Annotated in this window: 16 protein-coding genes; 12 read left to right on the top strand and 4 right to left on the bottom strand. The window is 61.3% G+C overall.

What is annotated here, in order from left to right:
- The first annotated feature begins 14 nt into the window (after positions 1 to 14).
- The 3 genes from ACWNRM_RS00340 to ACWNRM_RS00330 all read left to right on the top strand — a co-directional run bounded on the left by ACWNRM_RS00340 (position 15) and on the right by ACWNRM_RS00330 (position 4655).
- On the top strand, positions 15 to 2339 hold the full coding sequence (locus ACWNRM_RS00340) for an RNA degradosome polyphosphate kinase (RefSeq protein WP_485168978.1): 2325 nt from the start codon (positions 15 to 17) through the stop codon (positions 2337 to 2339).
- On the top strand, positions 2296 to 3846 hold the full coding sequence (locus ACWNRM_RS00335; RefSeq protein ID WP_485172128.1) for a Ppx/GppA phosphatase family protein: 1551 nt from the start codon (positions 2296 to 2298) through the stop codon (positions 3844 to 3846). Before ACWNRM_RS00340 ends, ACWNRM_RS00335 begins: the two co-directional genes overlap by 44 nt.
- 68 nt (positions 3847 to 3914) lie before the next feature.
- A complete protein-coding gene (locus ACWNRM_RS00330; protein WP_485172127.1) occupies positions 3915 to 4655 on the top strand; it encodes a CDP-diacylglycerol diphosphatase in 741 nt (246 codons plus the stop codon).
- Between the two features lie 156 nt (positions 4656 to 4811).
- Here the strand turns inward: ACWNRM_RS00330 and aptA are convergent, their stop codons facing one another.
- Positions 4812 to 6131, bottom strand: a complete 1320-nt coding sequence (aptA, locus tag ACWNRM_RS00325) for an omega-aminotransferase AptA (RefSeq protein ID WP_485168975.1) — start codon at positions 6129 to 6131, stop codon at positions 4812 to 4814.
- A gap of 109 nt (positions 6132 to 6240) precedes the next feature.
- Here aptA and ACWNRM_RS00320 point away from each other — a divergent pair, with 109 nt between their 5' ends.
- On the top strand, positions 6241 to 7398 hold the full coding sequence (locus ACWNRM_RS00320; protein WP_485168974.1) for an MFS transporter: 1158 nt from the start codon (positions 6241 to 6243) through the stop codon (positions 7396 to 7398).
- 33 nt (positions 7399 to 7431) lie between these two features.
- Here the strand turns inward: ACWNRM_RS00320 and ACWNRM_RS00315 are convergent, their stop codons facing one another.
- Positions 7432 to 8043, bottom strand: coding sequence for a TetR family transcriptional regulator C-terminal domain-containing protein (locus tag ACWNRM_RS00315; RefSeq protein WP_485168973.1), 612 nt, complete (start codon positions 8041 to 8043; stop codon positions 7432 to 7434).
- 319 nt (positions 8044 to 8362) lie between these two features.
- Between ACWNRM_RS00315 and ACWNRM_RS00310 the strand changes: the two genes are divergently transcribed.
- From ACWNRM_RS00310 to uraH, 8 genes are read left to right on the top strand one after another with little or no spacing between them, the layout of a single operon-like run.
- The gene (locus ACWNRM_RS00310; protein WP_485168972.1) at positions 8363 to 9091 is read left to right on the top strand and encodes an HAD family acid phosphatase; all 729 of its coding nucleotides are present in this window, start codon (positions 8363 to 8365) and stop codon (positions 9089 to 9091) included.
- Position 9092: 1 nt separating this feature from the next.
- A complete protein-coding gene (locus ACWNRM_RS00305) occupies positions 9093 to 10535 on the top strand; it encodes an NAD(P)-binding domain-containing protein (RefSeq protein ID WP_485168971.1) in 1443 nt (480 codons plus the stop codon).
- Complete coding sequence (locus ACWNRM_RS00300; RefSeq protein ID WP_485168970.1) at positions 10532 to 10705, top strand: DUF4089 domain-containing protein; 174 nt, start codon at positions 10532 to 10534, stop codon at positions 10703 to 10705. The genes ACWNRM_RS00305 and ACWNRM_RS00300 overlap by 4 nt, the downstream gene beginning before the upstream one ends.
- Entirely contained in the window at positions 10702 to 12042 is a 1341-nt protein-coding gene (locus ACWNRM_RS00295) for an AtzE family amidohydrolase (protein WP_485168969.1), read from the top strand. The genes ACWNRM_RS00300 and ACWNRM_RS00295 overlap by 4 nt, the downstream gene beginning before the upstream one ends.
- On the top strand, positions 12042 to 13619 hold the full coding sequence (locus ACWNRM_RS00290) for a gamma-glutamyltransferase family protein (protein ID WP_485168968.1): 1578 nt from the start codon (positions 12042 to 12044) through the stop codon (positions 13617 to 13619). Before ACWNRM_RS00295 ends, ACWNRM_RS00290 begins: the two co-directional genes overlap by 1 nt.
- A gap of 20 nt (positions 13620 to 13639) precedes the next feature.
- Positions 13640 to 14536, top strand: coding sequence for an allantoinase PuuE (gene puuE / locus ACWNRM_RS00285; protein ID WP_485168967.1), 897 nt, complete (start codon positions 13640 to 13642; stop codon positions 14534 to 14536).
- Positions 14533 to 15027: a 2-oxo-4-hydroxy-4-carboxy-5-ureidoimidazoline decarboxylase gene (uraD, locus tag ACWNRM_RS00280; RefSeq protein ID WP_485168966.1), complete on the top strand. Its 495-nt coding sequence runs from the start codon at positions 14533 to 14535 to the stop codon at positions 15025 to 15027. The genes puuE and uraD overlap by 4 nt, the downstream gene beginning before the upstream one ends.
- Positions 15024 to 15356 (top strand): hydroxyisourate hydrolase, encoded by a 333-nt coding sequence (uraH, locus tag ACWNRM_RS00275; RefSeq protein ID WP_485168965.1) that lies wholly within the window; start codon positions 15024 to 15026, stop codon positions 15354 to 15356. The genes uraD and uraH overlap by 4 nt, the downstream gene beginning before the upstream one ends.
- 87 nt (positions 15357 to 15443) lie before the next feature.
- On the opposite strand, the gene ACWNRM_RS00270 is transcribed toward uraH, so the two are convergent.
- Together ACWNRM_RS00270 and lysA are read right to left on the bottom strand one after the other, a co-directional pair.
- Positions 15444 to 18149 carry a DUF4175 domain-containing protein gene (locus ACWNRM_RS00270; protein ID WP_485172126.1) on the bottom strand — a complete coding sequence of 902 codons (2706 nt, stop codon included), beginning with the start codon at positions 18147 to 18149 and terminating at the stop codon, positions 15444 to 15446.
- Complete coding sequence (gene lysA / locus ACWNRM_RS00265; RefSeq protein ID WP_485168963.1) at positions 18146 to 19471, bottom strand: diaminopimelate decarboxylase; 1326 nt, start codon at positions 19469 to 19471, stop codon at positions 18146 to 18148. Before lysA ends, ACWNRM_RS00270 begins: the two co-directional genes overlap by 4 nt.

Raw genomic sequence — 19471 nt, 5'->3', positions numbered from 1 at the left:
CTGCTCACGGGCCGATGTTGTTACTTCTCATTAGACAGAAACAGGAAACGCAGCGCGTGACGTCGTCTTCGGAAAAGGACTCAAGGCCCGCCCCCTCCAAGGCACCACGCGCCACCCGGGCGAAAGCCCCAAGGGCGACGCGGGCCACGCGTGCCGTAGCCCGTATTCCCGACCCCGGAATCGTGACCTCGCCGACGCGGTTCATCAACCGTGAATTATCCTGGCTCGACTTCAACCAGCGCGTGATTGAGGAGGCAGAAAACAGCCGCCACCCGTTGCTGGAGCGCCTGCGCTTTCTGTCGATCAGCGCCAGTAATCTGGATGAATTCTATTCGGTGCGTGTGGCGGGGCTTGTCGGTCAGGTGCGCGAGGGGCTGGTCGCCCCCTCGGCTGATGGTTTGACGCCAGCGCGCCAGCTGACGAGCGTGCGCCGCAGCGCGGCAAAGCTCTTTGCGGCACAGCAGCGCATCTGGCGCCTCTTGCGCGGTGAACTCGCCCAGGCCGGGCTTCGCCTGTGCACGCGTGAGGAACTGACAGACGCCGAGCGCGAGAGCATCGCCGCCAAGTTCGAGAACGAGATCTATCCTGTTCTGACGCCGCTCGCCATCGACCCCTCGCACCCCATGCCTTTCATTCCGAATCTCGGGATGGCGCTGGCGCTACGCCTCAATGACCCGACAATCCCGGGATTTTCGATGGATGCGCTCATTCTGCTGCCTCAGCAGATCGACCGATTCATAAGGCTACCCGCGCCGCACAAGGAGGAGCCGGATATTCGACCCGATGTGCGCTTTGTGGCGCTAGAGGATGTCATCCGGCTGCACATAACGCGTCTTTTTCCCGGAATGGAAATTGCCGAGGGCGGGGTGCTGCGTATCATCCGCGACTCGGATGTCGAGTTCGAGGACGAAGCCGAGGATCTGGTGCTGTCCTACGAGACAGCGCTCAAGCAGCGTCGCCGTGGTGTGGGTATCCATCTTGCCCTTGACGCCTCCATACCGGAGAGCATGGGGCGTGAGTTCGCTGAAGAACTCGACGTGGCACGTGACGATGTGGTGGTTCAGCCCGATATCATCGGTGTGGTCGATCTCAAGCAGATGATCGTATCTGATCGCCCTGACCTGCTGTTCAAACCCTATACGCCGCGCTTCCCTGAGCGAATCCGCGATTATGACGGCGATTGCTTCGCAGCGATCCGCGCCAAGGATATCGTGGTGCATCATCCCTTCGAGAGCTTCGATGTGGTGGTGCAGTTTCTCAAACAGGCAGCGCTTGACCCCAACGTGGTGGCAATCAAGCAGACGCTTTATCGCACCTCGCGTGACAGCCCCATTGTGCGGGCGCTGATCGAGGCCGCAGAACTGGGCAAGTCGGTCACGGCGATGGTTGAATTGCGCGCGCGCTTTGATGAGGAAGCCAATATACGCCTCGCGCGGTCGCTCGAATCGGCAGGCGTCCAGGTGGTGTTCGGCTTCACCCATCTAAAGACGCACGCCAAGCTCAGCCTTGTCGTCAGGCGAGAAGCTGGTGGTCTGCGGTCCTACGCCCATTTCGGTACGGGCAATTATCATCCGATCACGGCGCGTATCTATACGGATCTCTCCTTCTTCACCTGCGATCCCCAGCTCGCGAGCGATTCGGCCAAGCTGTTCAACTACATGACGGGTTATGCGACCCCGGTGGATATGGAGGCGCTCGCTTTTGCCCCCATCACGTTGCGTGACACGCTCATGGACCTGATCGAGGGGGAGATCGCTCACGCCAAGGCCGGGCGCCCTGCCAAGATCTGGCTGAAGATGAATTCACTGGTCGACCCGGCCCTGATCGATGCGCTCTACCGGGCGTCACGCGCCGGGGTGAGGGTGGTCGGGATCATCCGGGGGATCTGCTGCCTGCGCCCCGGTGTGCCGGGTCTTTCGGAAAATATCGAGATCCGTTCGATCGTCGGTCGGTTTCTGGAACATGCGCGTATCTTCGCGTTTGGCAATGGCCATCGGATGCCGTCGCACAAGGCGAAGGTCTTCATCTCCTCGGCCGACTGGATGGGACGAAACATGGATCGTCGTGTCGAGGCGATGGTGCCGATCTTCAATTCGACCGTTCATGCCCAGATCCTGGGTCAGATCATGACCATGGATTTACGTGACACACTTCAAAGCTGGGTGCTTTCCTCACGTGGGGATTGGCATCGCGTATCTCCGGGGGCTAATCCCTTCTCGGCGCATGAATATTTCATGCATAACCCATCGCTCTCCGGGCGCGGTTCGGCAGCGAGGGAGAAACCGCAGGATAAGGATGCGGGCCGTCGTGAGCGGCCCGAACGTATCCGCGAAGATTGAGGAAGAGGGTAGAGTGACGGGTACTGACGCGCCAAAGGGCCATCATCGCGCCGCCATTGTCGATCTGGGATCGAATTCGGTCCGTCTGGTCGTGTTCGAGGGCGTCACCCGCAATCCGATCCCGATCTTCAATGAAAAAGCGACGCTGCGTCTGGGGCGCGGGCTTGAGCAGACGGGTCGCCTGAATGAGGAGGGGCTGAGACTCGCACGCGATGTCATGACCCGCTTCAATGCCATCGCACGCGCGATGGACGCCCACCCTTTCGAGGTGTTGGCGACGGCTGCGGTACGCGATGCCAGCAACGGGCACGAGTTTGTCGAGACACTGCATGAGTGTATGCCGGATGTGCCGATCCGTATCCTCTCGGGTGAGGAGGAAGCGGATTACGCTGCGACCGGCGTGCTCTGTGGTCTGCCGGATGCAGATGGCGTTGTCGCTGACATTGGCGGTGGCTCGCTTGAACTGATCCGTGTGGCAGGGGGGCGGCATCATGAGGCCTGCACCAAGCCATTGGGGGTGATACGCCTGTCTGACCGTTCTGGCGGCGACCTCAAGCGTGCGCGTGAGGTTGTGGAAGCCGATCTTGATGATGTGGCATGGCTGCCTGCCCTGAAAGGAAAGCCGCTCTATCTGGTTGGCGGTGCATTCCGCGCCCTGGCCCGGTTGCAGATTGCCCGCACGCATTACCCGCTCAATATCGTTCATCTCTATACGCTGGGTGCCGACGAGGCGCGCGAGATGGTGACGTGGCTGATCGATACCCCGCGCAAGATGCTGGAAAAAGTACCCGGCTTTCCGCGCAAGCGTCTGGACGATGTCCCGTTCTCCGCAACCGTCCTGCGACGTCTGATGCGTATCGTGCAGCCATCACAGATCATTTTCAGCGTCGATGGCCTGCGTGAGGGCTGGTATATGCGCAAGGTCGGGCAGGAGGTTGCTGCACTCGACCCCTGTCGTGCGCTGGCTGATGAGACCGCGCATCGTCTGAGCCGCAGCATGGAGCTGCCCGATGATCTCGTGCGCTGGACAGCGCCGCTGTTCCAGCATGAAACGCCGTCCGAAACCGCATTGCGCGATATGGCCTGTCGTATGTCTGACATCGGCTCGTTCGATCACCCCGAATATCGCGCAGCCCAGACCTATCTACGTATCATGCGTATGCATGGCGTTGGTTTCGACCACCAGTCACGCGCCTTCGTCGCCCTGACACTGGCGGTCCGCTACGAGGCCGACCCGGCCGATCCCCTTATGGAAGTCTCGCGGCGTCTGCTCTCACCCGATGATTGCGACCGCGCCGTGCAGCTCGGCTTTGCGCTTCGCCTTGCCTATACGATCTGCGGTGGCACGTCGGCGCTTCTCAAGAATACCTCCCTCTCGATCGAGGACGGGATTCTCTGGCTGAGCCATAACGAGCAGAGCAGCTTTGCTGCGGGTGGTGGGGTCAAGCGTCGCCTTGAGCGGCTGGGCCAGAGCATGGCTCTTTCGGCGGCGACGCGGGCATGCTGAGGGGCAGTCGGGATCGATCCCTGTCTCCCCGATCAAATCGTGCTTTGCCGCGCATCATCAGGCGCGTAATGTGGCGGGTGGGTGTCGCCGTTGCGGCGCTCGGCATCGGTCTTGCACCCGCCTCCCGCGCCGCCACGGTAATCCACAAGGATCATGATCCGGATATTCTCTGGAAGCTCGTCAGCGCGAAGTGCTCCAAAGGGACGAAGCCCTGTGTGATCTATGACCAGGCACGGGGTATTGCCCTGCTGCATTCGCTTGAGGGGCGTGGGCAATATCTTTTGATTCCCACGGATAAGGTAGCGGGGATGGAAAGTACGGTCCTGCTCCGCCCTGAAACGCCCAACTACTTCGCCGAAGCCTGGGCTTTCCGTGAACGCGTTGGTGCGGCCTATGGGCATCCTGTTCCGGACCGGCTGCTCGCCCTTTCGATCAATTCGTCACGCGGGCGCTCGCAGAACCAGTTACACATCCATTTGGATTGCGTGGACCCTGAGGTGAGGGCGACACTGGACCGGTACGGTGACCGTATCGGGCCAAGCTGGTCGTTTCTGCCTGTCCCGCTGGGTGCACATCGTTACCGCGCCCTCTATCTCTCGACGCTGAACGGCTCGCCATTCAGGATACTTGCAGGTTCCTTGGCCCATCCCGAACAGGAAATGGGAAATCATACCCTTGTCCTCGTGCCGCTCGGCACCGGTTATGCGTTGCTTGATGACGTGGCGCATGATGATGATCATGCCTCCGGCGAAGAGCTGCAGGACCATGCCTGCCATGTTCTCGACAGAGCGCCCCGATCTGTCCCCTGAGGGGCGCTGGGCAAGTGGCTGAACGTCTAGGGCCGCGGCGACGCCTGGTCGCACTGTGCGCCTGAAACAGGCTCGATCTCACCGGATTGCCGGGAGATCGAAAAATCCGTGCGATGGAATCAAAGCCCCGGCGTAACCCGCCGGGGCTTAAGCTGATCACTCGATCGTCTTGAGAATGCGGCCGATCGTCTCGAAGATGCGATCGATCTCGTTCTTCTCGATGATCAGCGGCGGTGAAATGGCGAGGATGTCACCTGTGTAGCGCAGCAGCAGTCCTTCATGGAAGGCGCGCTCGAACACCTCGAAAGCGCGTGTCGTTTTGGCGATGCGGGGGGCAAGTTCGATGCCGGCCACAAGCCCCTCATTGCGGATATCGACCACATGGGGCGCATCCTTCAACGAGTGGGCAGCCTCCTCGAAATACGGCGAGAGTGCGGCCGCACGTTCGAACAAATGCTCCTCTGCATAGGTGTCGAGCGTGGCGATGGCAGCCGCACAGGCGATGGGGTGGGCCGAATACGTGTAGCCATGCGGCAGGTCGATGGCCTCGCGCGGTCCCTGCATGAACGCGTCGAAAATCTCATCGGATACGATATTGGCACCCATGGGGATCGTGCCATTGGTAATACCTTTGGCGACCGTCATGATGTCAGGCACGACGCCGTATTTCTCGGCGGCGAAAGACGCGCCCAGACGACCGAAGCCGGTAATGACCTCGTCGAAAATCAGCACGATGCCATGCTTGGTGCAGATCTCGCGCAGGCGTTTGAGATAGCCTTTCGGCGCTGGCAGCACGCCGGTCGAGCCAGCCATCGGCTCGACGATAACAGCCGCAATGTTCGAGGCGTCATGAAGGGCGACGATGCGCTCCAGATCGTCAGCCAGTTCCGCACCATGTTCCGGCAGGCCGCGCGAGAAGGCGTTGCGACGCAGATCGAGCGTATGGGGCAGATGGTCCACCCCGGTCAGCAGCGAACCATAGAGCTTGCGATTGCCCGAAATGCCGCCGACCGAAATGCCGCCAAACCCGACGCCATGATAGGCGCGTTCACGTCCGATCAGGCGGGTACGTGTGCCTTCGCCACGGAGGCGATGATAGGCGATGGCGATCTTGAGCGCCGTATCGCCTGCTTCCGAGCCGGAATTGCAGAAGAAAACGTGGTTGAGCGGATTCGGGGCCAGGCGCGCGACACGGTCTGCGGCCTCGAACGCAAGGGGGTGGCCCATCTGGAAAGCGGGAGCAAAATCGAGGGTCGCGACCGTCTTCTGCACGGCTTCCACGATACGCGGTGCCCCGTGGCCTGCATTGACGCACCAGAGACCGGCGCAACCATCCAGGACTTCGCGGCCTTTATCATCCCGGTAATACATACCTTTTGCCGAAACGAGCATGCGCGGGGCATCGCGAAACTGGCGATTGGCCGTGAAGGGCAGCCAGAGGGCGTCGTGGTTGCTGTCGGCAAATGGTGTGGTCATTGTCTCGATCCGGCTCCTTGTGGAAACATCAGGAGAAAATCGTGGCACGGGGCGCAGGATCTGGAAAGTAAGAAGAACTTGCGCAAGCTTTAATTCGGCAGGGGGTAAGATGGGTTCGGCTCGAGGGGCGCTGCTCGCGCTGGCAGTGGGGGCTTTTGCCATAGGCACAACCGAGTTCACCCCTATGGGGTTGTTACCGGTCATCGCCCAGGATCTTCACATCAGCGTGCCCAAGGCCGGGTCGCTCGTAAGTGCCTATGCCTTTGGTGTCATGTTGGGGGCGCCCGTCATGACGCTGCTGCTGGGGGCCGTATCGCGCAAGGCCGCCCTAGTCGGGCTGATGGGGCTTTACATTATCGGCAACCTCGGTGCCGGGCTCAGCCACAGCTATGCCGTTCTGATGATCTGGCGAGTGATCACCAGCCTGTCACACGGGGCGTTTTTCGGCCTCGGGGCTGTTGAGGCCTCAAGTGTCGTGGCGCCCGAGCGTCGTGCCTCGGCGGTGGCGTCGATGTTCATGGGGCTGACCATCGCAAATATCTTCGGCGTACCTGCGGCAACCTGGCTGGGCGACACCATGGGGTGGCGTAGCGCCTTTCTGGTGACGGCGCTGCTCGGCGCCCTGGCCGTGCTCGCCCTCAGTCTTGCCCTGCCACGACGTGGCAGTAATCCAAGCCCGGATATCCTTGGCGAATTGCGTGTTCTCGCGGGCGGTGAGGTGTTGTTAGCCCTCGCAGTCACCACCCTTGGTGCAGGGATCATGTTCGTTCTCTACACCTATATCGCCCCCTTCCTGCACAGCATCACCCATGCCGGTGAGGGACTCGTCACCCTCGCGCTCATGACGATCGGCGTCGGTTTCAGCATTGGCGCAGCGCTTGGTGGTCGTCTGGCCGATCGCTCCACGCGTTTTGCCCTGTTGCTGATGCTGCCCGTGCTGGGTGGCATCATGCTGATCTACCCGTTCATTGCGGTAACGCCGATTGGTGCCATACTCGGTATTCTGGTCTGGAGTGCGGCCTCTTTCGCCATCATGCCGGCGTTGCAGATGCGCACGATGCAGGCGGCACAACGCGCCCCGGCTCTGGCGTCGTCAGTCAATATCGGCGCCTTCAACCTTGGCAACGCGCTTGGTGCCTGGCTGGGCGGTGCGGTCCTGTATCAGGGGCTGGGCTATGGCGCTGTTTCGATGAGTGGTGCCGCACTCGCCGTTGTCGCTATCCTGATTGTTCTGCTTGTCCGTGTACCCTCAGCGGCCCGAGGGTAGACTATCGGATAGACCCTCTCCGTTTGGTGAGCCTCAGGCCGCTATGTCCTTCCGGGCAAGAACGAGGGCCAGGATTGTTTCCGCCGCAGCATGAAAATCGCTTTCTTCGAGCGTTTCCTTGCCAAGCAGGGCGGTTACCTGAGGCTGCATATCTGCATACCATTGTGTCATGGCCCAGAGACAGAACAGGAAATGCGTCGGGTCGACCTGTGGAATCTCGTCTCGCGCCATCCACACCCTGAACGTTTCGCCGAAAGGCGCAACCGCCTCACGCAGGGTTGTCAAGAGGTAATCATGCAGATAGCGCGCGCCCCCGATGATTTCGTGTGCGAAAAGGCGTGAAGCATGCGGATTGGCGCGCGAAAAGGCGAGCTTGGAGCCGATATAGGCACGTAGGGCCGTAGACGCTGTATTCTCGGGGCGGAGCCAGATTTCGCATTCCTGGAGCCATTCCTGTACGGTGCGCCGAAGCACTTCCTGATACAGGGTTTCCTTGGTGGAGAAATAATAATGAATATTGGCTTTGGGAATTCCAGCTTCCCGAGCCACAGCGGCAATGCTCGCACCGCTGAATCCATGTTCGGAGAAGATCTTTTCGGCGGCTTCCAGAATGGTCACGACCGCAATTTCCCGAGGCGCGCCCAAAATTATCTCCTGACTGCTCCGTTGTATACGACCGTGTCTAGGCGGGTATTGGGGTATTTGCAAGTAGTTGAGACGATATTTGGGCAACCTGAACCGGAATTCATAAAATAGGCCTCCCGCTGTTTGTGCACAAGAGGGATAGACTAAGAGGAGATGTTCTGTTTCACTTAAGGAACGAGATCTCAATACAGGACGTGGCGGGTATGAAAAGCGATTGTTTGAAGCAAGGACATGTCCCGGCACGACGGTCTTGTGAGCCGTCTTTGCAACTGTGAAGATGCTGCAACTGTATCTTGGCTTCACAGGAGCGCCGCCTATCATGATTTTCCCGTCTATCGTCCGACCCGTTTCTCGCAGGTGTTCAAATCGTTTCGGGCGCGCATTGGGGCTTGCGGCCATGCTCGGGTTTGCCGTTTCCGGCGTTGCCCAGGCGGCACCGGCCAATGTGGGTGATGCGGAGATTGCCGCTACTGCCTATCATGACAGCGGGGCTTATGATCGTGAGTTTGCTGCCGTGATCGAGGAGGCATCGGAGTGGGTTCGTCTGCGTGCCACGCATGTGAGCCGGCCGGCCATTGTTCTGGATATCGACGAGACATCGCTTTCCAACTGGCCTGAGATACAGGCCAATCATTTCGCCTATTTTCATGATGGCCAGTGCGATGTCCTGCCCAAGGGGCCGTGCGGTGTGATGGCCTGGGAGATGAGCGCCAAGGCGCAGGCATTCCCCTCCACACTCGCTCTTTATCGTATGGCCCAGCAGCATGGCGTGTCCGTGTTTTTCGTGACCGGGCGCAGTGAGAATGAGCGTGCCGATACGGCACGCAACCTTGAGGCTGCGGGCTATACCGGTCGGTCAGGCCTCGTGCTCCGGCCCGAGGGCAGCCATACGCCATCAGCCTCCGACTACAAGGCAGCGGCCCGAAGCGAGATTGAACAAAAGGGCTACCACATCATCGCCAATATCGGTGATCAGCCCTCCGATCTGGCAGGCGGTCATGCCGATCGCGGTTTTCTTCTTCCCAATCCATTCTATCGGGTGCCCTGACATGCAGAACAAAGCGCTCCGTGACCTCGCCAGCCGGGTTCATGAGGATCTTCAGAAAATTGCCTATGCGTCGGGTCCCTGGGTCTCGTCCACGCTGACCCATCATGGTGAACCGGTACTTGATGTTGCGGTGATCGGTGGCGGGCAGGGAGGTCTCTCGACCTCTTTCGCGCTTCGTCGCATTGGCGTGCATAACGTTCGGGTATTCGAGCGCGCAAAGAAGGGACAGGCGGGTCCGTGGGTCACTTTTGCCCGTATGATCACGCTGCGCACGCCCAAGCATGTGACTGGCCCCGATCTCGGCATCCCCTCGCTGACCCCACGAAGCTGGTTTGAGGCGCGTTATGGCAAGGATGCCTGGGAGTCGCTGGGCAAGATCGACCGGCGCGACTGGCAGGCCTATCTTGACTGGTATGAGGAGACGCTTGCTCTCCCCGTAGAGCATGACCGTGAACTGGTCGATGTCGTCTGGCAGGATGGCCTGCTGCATCTTCAGTTCCGCTCGCAGGAGGGAGAGATCTCTCATGTCTGGGCACGTCGCCTTGTGCTGGCGACCGGCATTGAGGGCAGCGGGTCATGGCATGTGCCGGAATTCATACGCGAGGCGGTGCCCAGCCATCTCTACGCCCACACGCACCAGCCTATCGATTTCGAGGCGTTGCGTGGCAAGCGTGTCGGTGTGCTCGGCGGTGGCGCCTCTGCCTTCGATAATGCGGCGACCGCGCTGGAAGCCGGTGCCAGTTCGGTTGCCGTCTGCATACGCCGCAAGACCCTGCCGCGTATCAACCCGTATCGCTGGATGGAAAATGCCGGTTTCCTGGCCCATTTCCCGGCGCTGCCCGATCTGACACGCTGGCGCTTCATGCGCCGCATCTTCGATCTCAATCAGCCGCCGCCGCAGGACACATTCTGGCGTTGCAGCCGTCATGACGGGTTCAGCTTCCACGGCGATACCCCTTGGCTCGGCGCGCGCTGTGAGGATGAGACCATTACTGTCGATACGCCTCACGGGACGATGGAATTTGACTTCCTGATTATCGGCACCGGCTTCGTAATCGATTTCAGCAAGCGGCCGGAAACTGCGTCCGTTGCCGAAAACGTCGCGCTGTGGCGCGATCGGTTCGAGGCCCCTGAGGGCGAGGAAAGCGCCGTACTGGACTCCTACCCCTATCTTGGCTCGCAGAGCCAGTTCCTGCCGCGCGACCCGGCGCATCCGGATGCCGCCATGCTGGGGGCAATCTATAATTTCACCTTCGCAGCGACGCCGAGCATGGGGCTTTCGGGCGCCTCGATCAGCGGCATGCGCTATGGCGTGGACCGTCTGGCCCGCTCGATCGCCTGCGATCTGTTCGTTCAGGACGGTGAAAAGCACCTTGAGAGCCTGCTCGCCTATGACGCGGAGGAACTCGTCAGTCTCGGTCGGGAGGGTGAGGAGCAGGCATGATTGACGACGCCACGCTCAATGCGCGTGCGGCTGCGCTCGATCTGACGATTCCGGTCGATTGCCAGCCGGGCGTGCTGGAAAATCTCGCCTTGTTGGCGCGGTACCAGAAGCTCATCCTGTCGCTCGATCTGCCCGAGCGCACTGAGCCCGCTTTCGAGTATCATCCATGAACGCCATCGAGATTGCGCGCGCTGTCAGGTCGGGCGAACGCAGCGCCTTCGGCTTGATCGAGAGCTGCCTGGACCGTGTTACACAGCGCGATGGCACCATCAATGCCGTCACACGCCTTCTGTCGGAGCGGGCGCTCAATCAGGCGCGCCGCATCGATGCTCTTGTGGCCGAGGGGATCGACCCCGGACCGCTGGCGGGAGTACCTTTTGGCATCAAGGACCTGTTTGATGTGCAAGGTCTGGTGACTACGGCTGGGTCGCAGGTTCTGGCTGGCGAAGCGCCGGCCGATTGTGACGCGCTGCTGGTTCGCAGGCTGATCGAGGCTGGTGCCATACCGCTCGCAACGACCAATATGGATGAATTCGCCTACGGTTTTGCGACCGACAATGCTCATTATGGCATGACGAAAAACCCGCATGACGGCGCGCGTCTCGCTGGTGGGTCTTCCGGTGGCTCCGCGGCAGGCGTCGCTGCAGGATATTTTCCGCTTTCCCTTGGTTCCGACACGAATGGCTCGATCCGTGTGCCGGCATCGCTGTGTGGCGTGTGGGGGCTGCGTGCCACGCAGGGTTTGCTGCCGGTATCAGGGTCTTATCCTTTTGTCGCGAGTCTCGATACGGTCGGGCCTTTTACCGCCAGCGCTGCCGATATGCGTGTGATGGTGGAGGTGCTGAGCGCGTCACCCCTGGCGCGGGTGGATGTTGCAGGGCTGAACATGGCGCGGCTTGGCGGCTGGTTTGCCCAGGATATGTCGCCTGAGATGGAAGCCGCTCTCGCAGCTTTCTGCACGGCCCTGTCGATACGCCACGAGATCGTTCTGCCAGAGGTTGCAACGGCGCGTGCCGCGGCATTTGTCATCAGCGCATCCGAAGGGGCAGGGCTGCATCTCGATCGCTTGCGTCACAGCGCGGAGCAGTATGATCCGGCGGTGCGTGATCGCCTGCTCGCAGGGGCGCTTGTGCCTGCACCGCACGTCTTCAGAGCACACAAGATCCGCCACTGGTTTCGTGAGCGTATGCATGAGGCCTTCCTTGAGGCAGATATTCTTGTTGCACCCGCCGTGGTCGGCCCCGCGCCGCGGATTGACACGCCCGTCATCGAAATTGGTGGTCAACCGGTTTCTGCGCGTGCCAATCTCGGCCTTTATACCCAGCCCCTGACTCTGGCCGGTTTCCCGGTCCTGACCGTGCCTCTGGCCATCGACGCCAATACCGGCAGCGGGATGCCGCTTGGCGTCCAACTCGTGGCGCAGCCGGGGCGGGAAGATCGTCTTGTCGCGCTCGGTGAGGCGCTGGAACGCGCTGGCGTCGCTCGCGCCCGTATTCTGGAGGATTGATGCTTTTCAGCGCACGCTCCCGCAAGGGAATGGTTACCGCCCCGCATCATCTTGCGGCGCAGGCGGGGAGGGATATCCTCAAGGCAGGTGGCAACGCGGTAGAGGCGGCCGTGGCTGTGGCCGCAACCCTGTCTGCGGTTTACCCGCATATGACCGGCCTTGGGGGAGATGGCTTCTGGCTCATTCGCCGCCCTGATGGCGAGACCGTGGCCATTGATGCGTGCGGCAGGCTCGCCCAGAATGCGACGCCTGAGCTCTACGCGGAATGTGACAGTGTGCCCTGGCGTGGCGGGCTGGCAGCCAACACGGTTGCCGGTACGGTTGCGGGCTGGTCGCGAGCGCTCGCCTATGCAGGAGGGGCGTTGCCTCTCTCGACATTGCTGGCCGATGCCATCGATCACGCCGAGAGCGGCATGGTGGTAACGGAGAGCATGGCCGGGCTTATGGCAGCCCATCTGGACGTGTTGAGCTACATGCCCAATTTCAGCGGCCTGTTCCTGCCACAAGGCGATATGCCGATTGCGGGCGCCGTGCACAGCAATCCGGCGCTGGCGCGCACGTTGCGGCGCCTTGCCAATGCCGGTCTGGGCGATTTTTATCATGGCAAGCTGGCCGATCAGATCGCGGCTGATCTTGCGGCCTGTGGTTCGCCGGTCAGCCGCGACGACCTCAATCATCATGAAGCCCTCCTGACGAAGCCGCTCGAGACCAGCCTTCACCATGGTCGCTTCTTTAATATGGTCGCACCCACACAGGGCGCGGCTTCCCTGCTGATTCTGGCTCTGGCCGAACGGCTGGGCGTGACCGGGGCTGATACGGTTGACGACATTCATCGCTGGGTTGAGGCGACGAAGGCCGCCTTCATCTGGCGCGATCGGGTGATTGCCGATCCTGCCATCATGGAAACCTCCCCACAGGCGCTTTTGTCCGATCAGGCTGCTCTGGATGAAATGGCGGCCTCCATCGATCTGAGCCGTGCGGCACCCTGGCCCCATCAGACCCAGCAGGGCGATACCACGTGGTTTGGCGTGATGGACTCGCAGGGCTGGGCGGTCAGCATGATCCAGAGCCTCTATTTCGAGTTCGGCTCGGGCATCGTGCTGCCGGAGAGCGGCCTGGTATGGCAGAATCGTGGGGCCAGTTTCGATCTCGTACCCGGGCGTCTGCGCAGCCTCGTGCCGGGGCGCAAGCCTTTCCATACGCTCAACCCTGCAATGGCCGCGCTCAATGATGGAAGTCTGCTGGCCTATGGCACGATGGGCGGCGAGGGGCAGCCGCAGACTCAGGCAGCCATCGTGGCGCGAAACGTCATCGCCGGGCTGAGCCTTCAGGAATCGATCACGGCGCCGCGCTGGTTGCTCGGGCGCACCTGGGGCGAAACCACCACAACGCTCAAGATGGAGACGCGCTTTGGCCCGGAAATCCTTGAGGGGCTGAGCGCGCTTGGTCACGACGTCGAGAGTCTGACGCCATTTGCCACAGCGATGGGTCATGCCGGGGCTATTCGGCGCTATGAGGATGGCACAATGGAAGGGGCCACCGATCCGCGCAGCGATGGCGGCGTGGCGGCGCTTTGAACGGGAAAGAACGAACAGGCATGACACAGGCATATCCACGCGACCTGCTGGGCTATGGTGCCAATCCCCCCGACGCCGCATGGCCGGGGGGCGCCCGCGTCGCCGTCCAGTTCGTTCTGAATTACGAGGAAGGTGCCGAAAATAACGTTCTGCATGGCGATGCCGGTTCCGAGGCCTTCCTGTCCGAGATGGTCGGTACCCGTTCGATTACCGGTGCGCGCTGCATGCAGATGGAAAGCCTGTATGAATACGGCGCTCGTGCCGGTTTCTGGCGTCTTCACCGGCTTTTCACCGAGGCAGGTCTGCCCCTTACGGTTTTCGGTGTGGCAATGGCTCTTGCCCGCAATCCCGATGCTGTAGCGGCCATGAAGCAGGCAGGCTGGGAGATTGCATCCCACGGCTACCGATGGATCGATTATCAGGACATCCCTGAAGCAATCGAGCGTGAGCATATCCGGGAAGCCATCAGGCTGCATGAAGAGGTCACGGGGGAGGCCCCGCTGGGCTGGTATCAGGGTCGTACCAGCCCGAACACCGCCCGGATTGTCGCCGAGGAAGGCTGCTTTGTCTACGACGCCGATTCCTATGCCGACGATCTGCCCTATTACGACCGTCGTTATGGCCGGGCACAGCTGATTGTGCCCTATACGCTCGATGTGAACGACATGAAGCTCGTTGCGCTCAATGGTTTTACCGAAGGCGAGCAGTTCTTCCGTTATCTGCGTGATACCTTCGACATGCTGTATCAGGAGGGCGGGCGCATGATGTCTGTCGGCCTGCATTGTCGCCTTGCAGGCCGGCCCGCCCGTGCGCTGGCGCTCAAACGTTTCATCGCCCATGTGCAGGCCCATCAGGATGCCTGGGTTGCGACACGGCTCGATATCGCCCGTCACTGGCAGGAGCATCACCCCGCATGATCACCGCGAACACTCGGGAAGAATTCGTATCGGCCTATGGCGATATCTACGAGCACACGCCCTGGATCGTGGCCGAGGCGTGGCCTCAGGCGCCCTTTTCAGGCCCGGAGGCCATGATTGCCGCAACATCGCAGATCATACGCGATGCCGATCACGAAAGGCAGAAAGCGCTGGTCAAGGCCCATCCGGAGCTCGCACGTAAGTTTGGTGTGGACCCCGATCTGGGCAGGCTCTCGGCGGCCGAGCAGGAGGGGGCGGGTCTCGACAGGTTGAGCGAGGCTGAATTCATCGCCTTTCGCGCCCTGAACGAGGCCTATCAGGCACGTTTCGATATGCCGTTCGTCATCTGTGTCCGACAGGCCACCAAGGAGCGTATGCGTCAGGAGATCGAACGTCGGCTGGCGCAGTCACCGCAGGAGGAACTGGCTGAGGCCCTCGGTCAGATCGACCAGATTGCATTGCTCAGACTCAAGGACAGGACAGCATCATGACCAGCCTTTCCACCCATGTTCTCGACACGGCAGGAGGCGTGCCCGCACAGGGTATGACGATCACCCTGCTTCATGATGATCGCGTGCTCTATGCCGGCGCGACAAATGAGGATGGCCGCTGTCCCGGCCTGAAGGATATCGCAGTCGGGGCAGGTGCTTATGTGCTTCGCTTCGACGTGGCGGCCTATTTCAGGGGGCGTGGGCATAATCTGCCCGAGCCGCCGTTTCTGGATGTGGTGCAGATCGATTTCGGCATGACGGGAGCCGGGCATTACCATGTGCCGCTGCTGGTCTCGCCCTTTGGCTATTCGACCTATCGGGGAAGCTGAGAGGTTTTCGGTCTCGACCTGATCGGGCAATACGGGACCGCGGCCAACACGGCGTGACAGCAGAAAGGCCTGGGGCCCGCAAGGCACTCAGTAGGATTTCAGCAGTTTATCCAGGTAATCGAGTTCGCTCTTGGGACGGGTACGGTCTGCGTCGCGTCGCCGCAACTCACGCTCAATGGCCCTTGCTTTCTCGCGGCTATCCGCATCAGGCACCGTACCATCCGTATCGGCACCGGAATGCCCTTTGCCCATCTTCCGCCCCAGGGGATCGCGATCATTCCTGTCACCCGACTGGCCATCGCCATCATCGTCATCATCACTATCGGCGCGACCCTGGCCTTTCTTGTCCTTGCCACCCTCGGCATGACCGGTACTTCCCATGGTCGGAAGCAATGCGAGGGGGCCGCCGCCGTGGTTTTTGCCTTTTTGCGCTTCGCTCATCTGCTGACCGGTCTCGGCGAGATCCTTGAGCACCTTGCGTATGGCAATCTCGGCAGGGCCGTCCTGTGCCGTGGCGAGGGCGGTGCGGGCTGATTTCATGTCCTGATCTGCCTTGATCAGGCCAGGCATCGACTTGCCGGTCAGGCTTTTGATGTCGTCGTTCAGCAGGCGTGTCACCATCTGCAGGGCACGCTGGACGGCATGGTCGTTGCGTCGCTCCTCATGCTGCAAAGTGGCTTCCTCCGGGGACGGGGGAGAAGGTTCGGGAGGGGGCGCGGCCTCATCCATGTCGGGTGGCGGTGCCATGCCGAGGCGCTTGAGGAGTTCAGCGGTGGACATGGCGCCGACATCCTGCCCCGGGGCATTCTGGTTCATCATGGCTTCGCGTGCGGCGCGCTGCCCCGGATTCAGGCGGGATTGCGCATGGTCGAGCAGTACGGTCTCGCGCTTGACGAGATCGTGCAATGCGGCCTTCTGGGCTCGCGCCCGTGCCTGTGCCTGAAGCTGCTGGGCAATCTGCGCCAGATCCTGTGGTGTGGCCGTGCGCATACGCTCGGCCATTCGCGAGAGGTCGTCCAGCCGTTTGATCGCCTCATCAGCATTGCCATTGGCCGCGTCCGATTGCAGACGGCGCATGAGACGCGATACCGGGTCCGAACCATCATCGGGTGCGTCACCGATGTCGGGAATGACCGTGCCAAGCTGCATGCTGCGTTGCATCAGGGCCTGCATGCGTCGACTCAGGGCCTCGCGCAGTGTTTTCATGCGCGAGGCAAGCTCCTGCTGCTCGGCTTCGCTATGACCGGCAGGGCCTAGCGCACGCATATGGGCAATCTGGTCCTGTACGGCCTTCTGGGCCGCGCGGATTTCCAGATTGGCCTGCGCTGTGTCACGGTCTGTAGCGCGCAGATCCTCAAGATAGAGCGCCACCGCCCAACAAAGACCGATCGTGTTTTCTCTGGCGCTGTCGGAGTCAGGATCCTCAAGCTGGGCCGCGGCGTAGAGTAAAGCGAGGATGCTGCCTTTTTCGGTCACAGGCAGAGTGCTCGCTATCGCCTTGAGTTCGTCCGCTGTTTGGGCGGCGGTTTCGCGGTCAAGGCCGAAACGATGCCTGAGGCTCACCAGGGCACGAGCTGCGGGGTCATGAAAGACCCTCGTAGGGAGCGTCACTGTTTCGCTCGTGCTGTAACGCGTCCGTCCGCTGCGGCTTGTGGCCTTGAGACGAAGGGTGACCACTTCTCCGGCCCACAGCGACGCCGTCAGATCACTCTGGAATGTGCCTTCAGCCTTGGCTGGTGTTCCCTTGAGAGGGATGGTCACCACGAGCGGAGGCAGGGCCGGGTTGGCTTTGAGGGTAATTTCCGCGTGCAGGTTTGCTACGCCATGTGCCTGAGCGACACGCCAGGGCATGACGAGATCGCTGTTATCCTTTGCGGCGACCGGCGGCGCTGCCCAGGAGACGTCAGGCGCAAGATCGGGGATGATCTTGAATTGCCACTCCCCAACCGTACGACCCCGCGAACGGATGGAAATCCTGCCGCTATGGGCGAGGGTGGCGGTGAAACTCCAGCTCCCGGGATCGAGTTGCCTTGAAACAACATCACTTGTTTCGATGCCAAGAAGATGAGGCCCCGAGCGTGCCCCGGTCACATGAATCGTGAGTCTGGCATCCTGGGGCAGGGGCGCAGGGGTGGTTGCGTTTGTAAGAAATACCGGAGCGCCGGGGGCATAGCCCGGCATATCCACCCAGGCCTCGATTTGCGGCATTGGGACATCGACGTCATCTACACCTGGCAGGAAGGCCGCCTCAAGACGCGAGGGGGCAGCAGGGCCAGCAACGATGACGAGACCAATCAGGCACGCGCCGAAGCCTGCCCACGCCAGCTTCCGGCCCGTCGTCCAGACCAGCCTTGGCCAACCTGTTTGCAGCTGCCCGATATTGCTGTGCAGGCGCTGCATGTGAATTTGCCACAGGGCGGTCTCTGCGCCGTCTGCCGGGTAATCGTCCAGAGCGGCCAGGGGATGATGAGGCAACCCCGAGGCCTGCTCGATGCGCCGATCGATTTTTTCAGGCGAGGGAGGGGGCAGTTGGCCAAGGTTGCGCGCCGCAAGCGCCATGGCCCCGCCGGCAACGCCGGCCAACAGAAAAGCGTGCAGCGTGTCGGGCAAGGATTGCGGGAGGCGAAGCAGTCCCGATATGGCGTAAGCTCCGACCAGTGCCAGAGGGCGCTGGGCCGCAGACCAAGCGGATTCAAGCCAAAGCACACGACGCGCCCTGTTGCGCGCCTTGAAGACGCGGCGTTCAAGCGAAAGGCCGGAAGGGGTGGACGGTGCAGGCGTCGCCATGCTCATTCGCTATCCAGCCACTCCGGTATGCTGTCATCATTCCAGAGTGCTTCCACACGCTGCCGCTTGCGAACCACCTGCCATTGGCCGTTCTCGATCATCACCTGCGCAGCAAGCGGACGGCTATTGTAGGTCGAGCTCATGACCGCCCCGTAAGCGCCTGTGTCGAGAATGGCGATCTGATCACCTGTGCGCACCGCTGGGAGCAGCCGGTCCTTGGCGAAGACATCGCTTGATTCGCACACCGGCCCAACAACCGTCTGCGGTGCAGTCTCGGCATAGGCGAGGTCGGGTGCAAGCGGGATGATGCCGTGCCAGGCCCCATAGAGGCTCGGCCGTGCCAGATCATTCATCGCAGCATCAACGATCACGAAGTCGGAAACGCCTTCGCGCTGGGCCTTGAGGTCAATCACGGAAGCCAGAAGAACTCCCGCCGGTGCAGCAATCCAGCGTCCTGGTTCTATGGCCAGCTTCAATTCAAGTGTGCCGAGTGTTTCGGCTATTGCGCCTGCCAGAGCAGCAGGGGGCGGGGCCAGTTCATCGCGATAGCGCACCCCAAGACCACCACCACAATCAACGACAGAAACACTCAGGCCCTCATTGCGCAGACCCACGACCATCTCGGCAATACGGGCATAAGCCGCCTTGAAGGGGGCGGGCGACAGGATCTGGCTGCCAATATGGGTTGCCAGACCCCGGATATCGATTCCCGGCAGCGTGCTGGCTTCTCGATAGAGGGCAGGAGCATCGGCCCAATCGATTCCGAACTTGTCGCCAAGACGTCCGGTACTGATCTTGTCATGAGTCTCCGCATCAATATGCGGATTGACGCGCAGCGCGACCCGCGCGGTCAGGTTCGATGCGCGCGCAAGGCGGGAGAGTCGCCGCAACTCCTCCACACTCTCGACATTGATCTGACCAATATCCTCCTGCAGCGCAAGCATCAGCTCTGCATCCGTCTTGCCGACCCCGGAGAATACGATTTGCGACGGGCTGATTCCGGCGGCAAGGGCGCGGCGCAGTTCGCCGCCACTGACGACATCGCCGCCGCAACCCTCCTGACGCAGAACGGTCAGGGTCGCGAGATGGTCATTGGCCTTGAGCGCATAATGAAGTGCAACATCGATACCACGCTCGCTGAAGGCTTTCCTGAGATTGCGGGTCCGACGCCGCAGTGTGCCTGCCCCCGTGACCCAGCATGGCGTGCCAACCGCGCTGGCGATTGTCTGGAGGGGAACGCCTTCGAACAGCAGACCGTCCTGCCCGTCCATATGAAGGGAGGGGCGTGAGGCAAGAAGGTTCATGATATCAGGGTCGTGGCGTGTCAT

The sequence above is a fragment of the Asaia sp. A2 genome, from assembly GCF_057319415.1.
The sequence above is the reverse complement of the archived record's forward strand: the minus strand, read 5'-3'. Positions and strand labels throughout refer to the sequence as shown.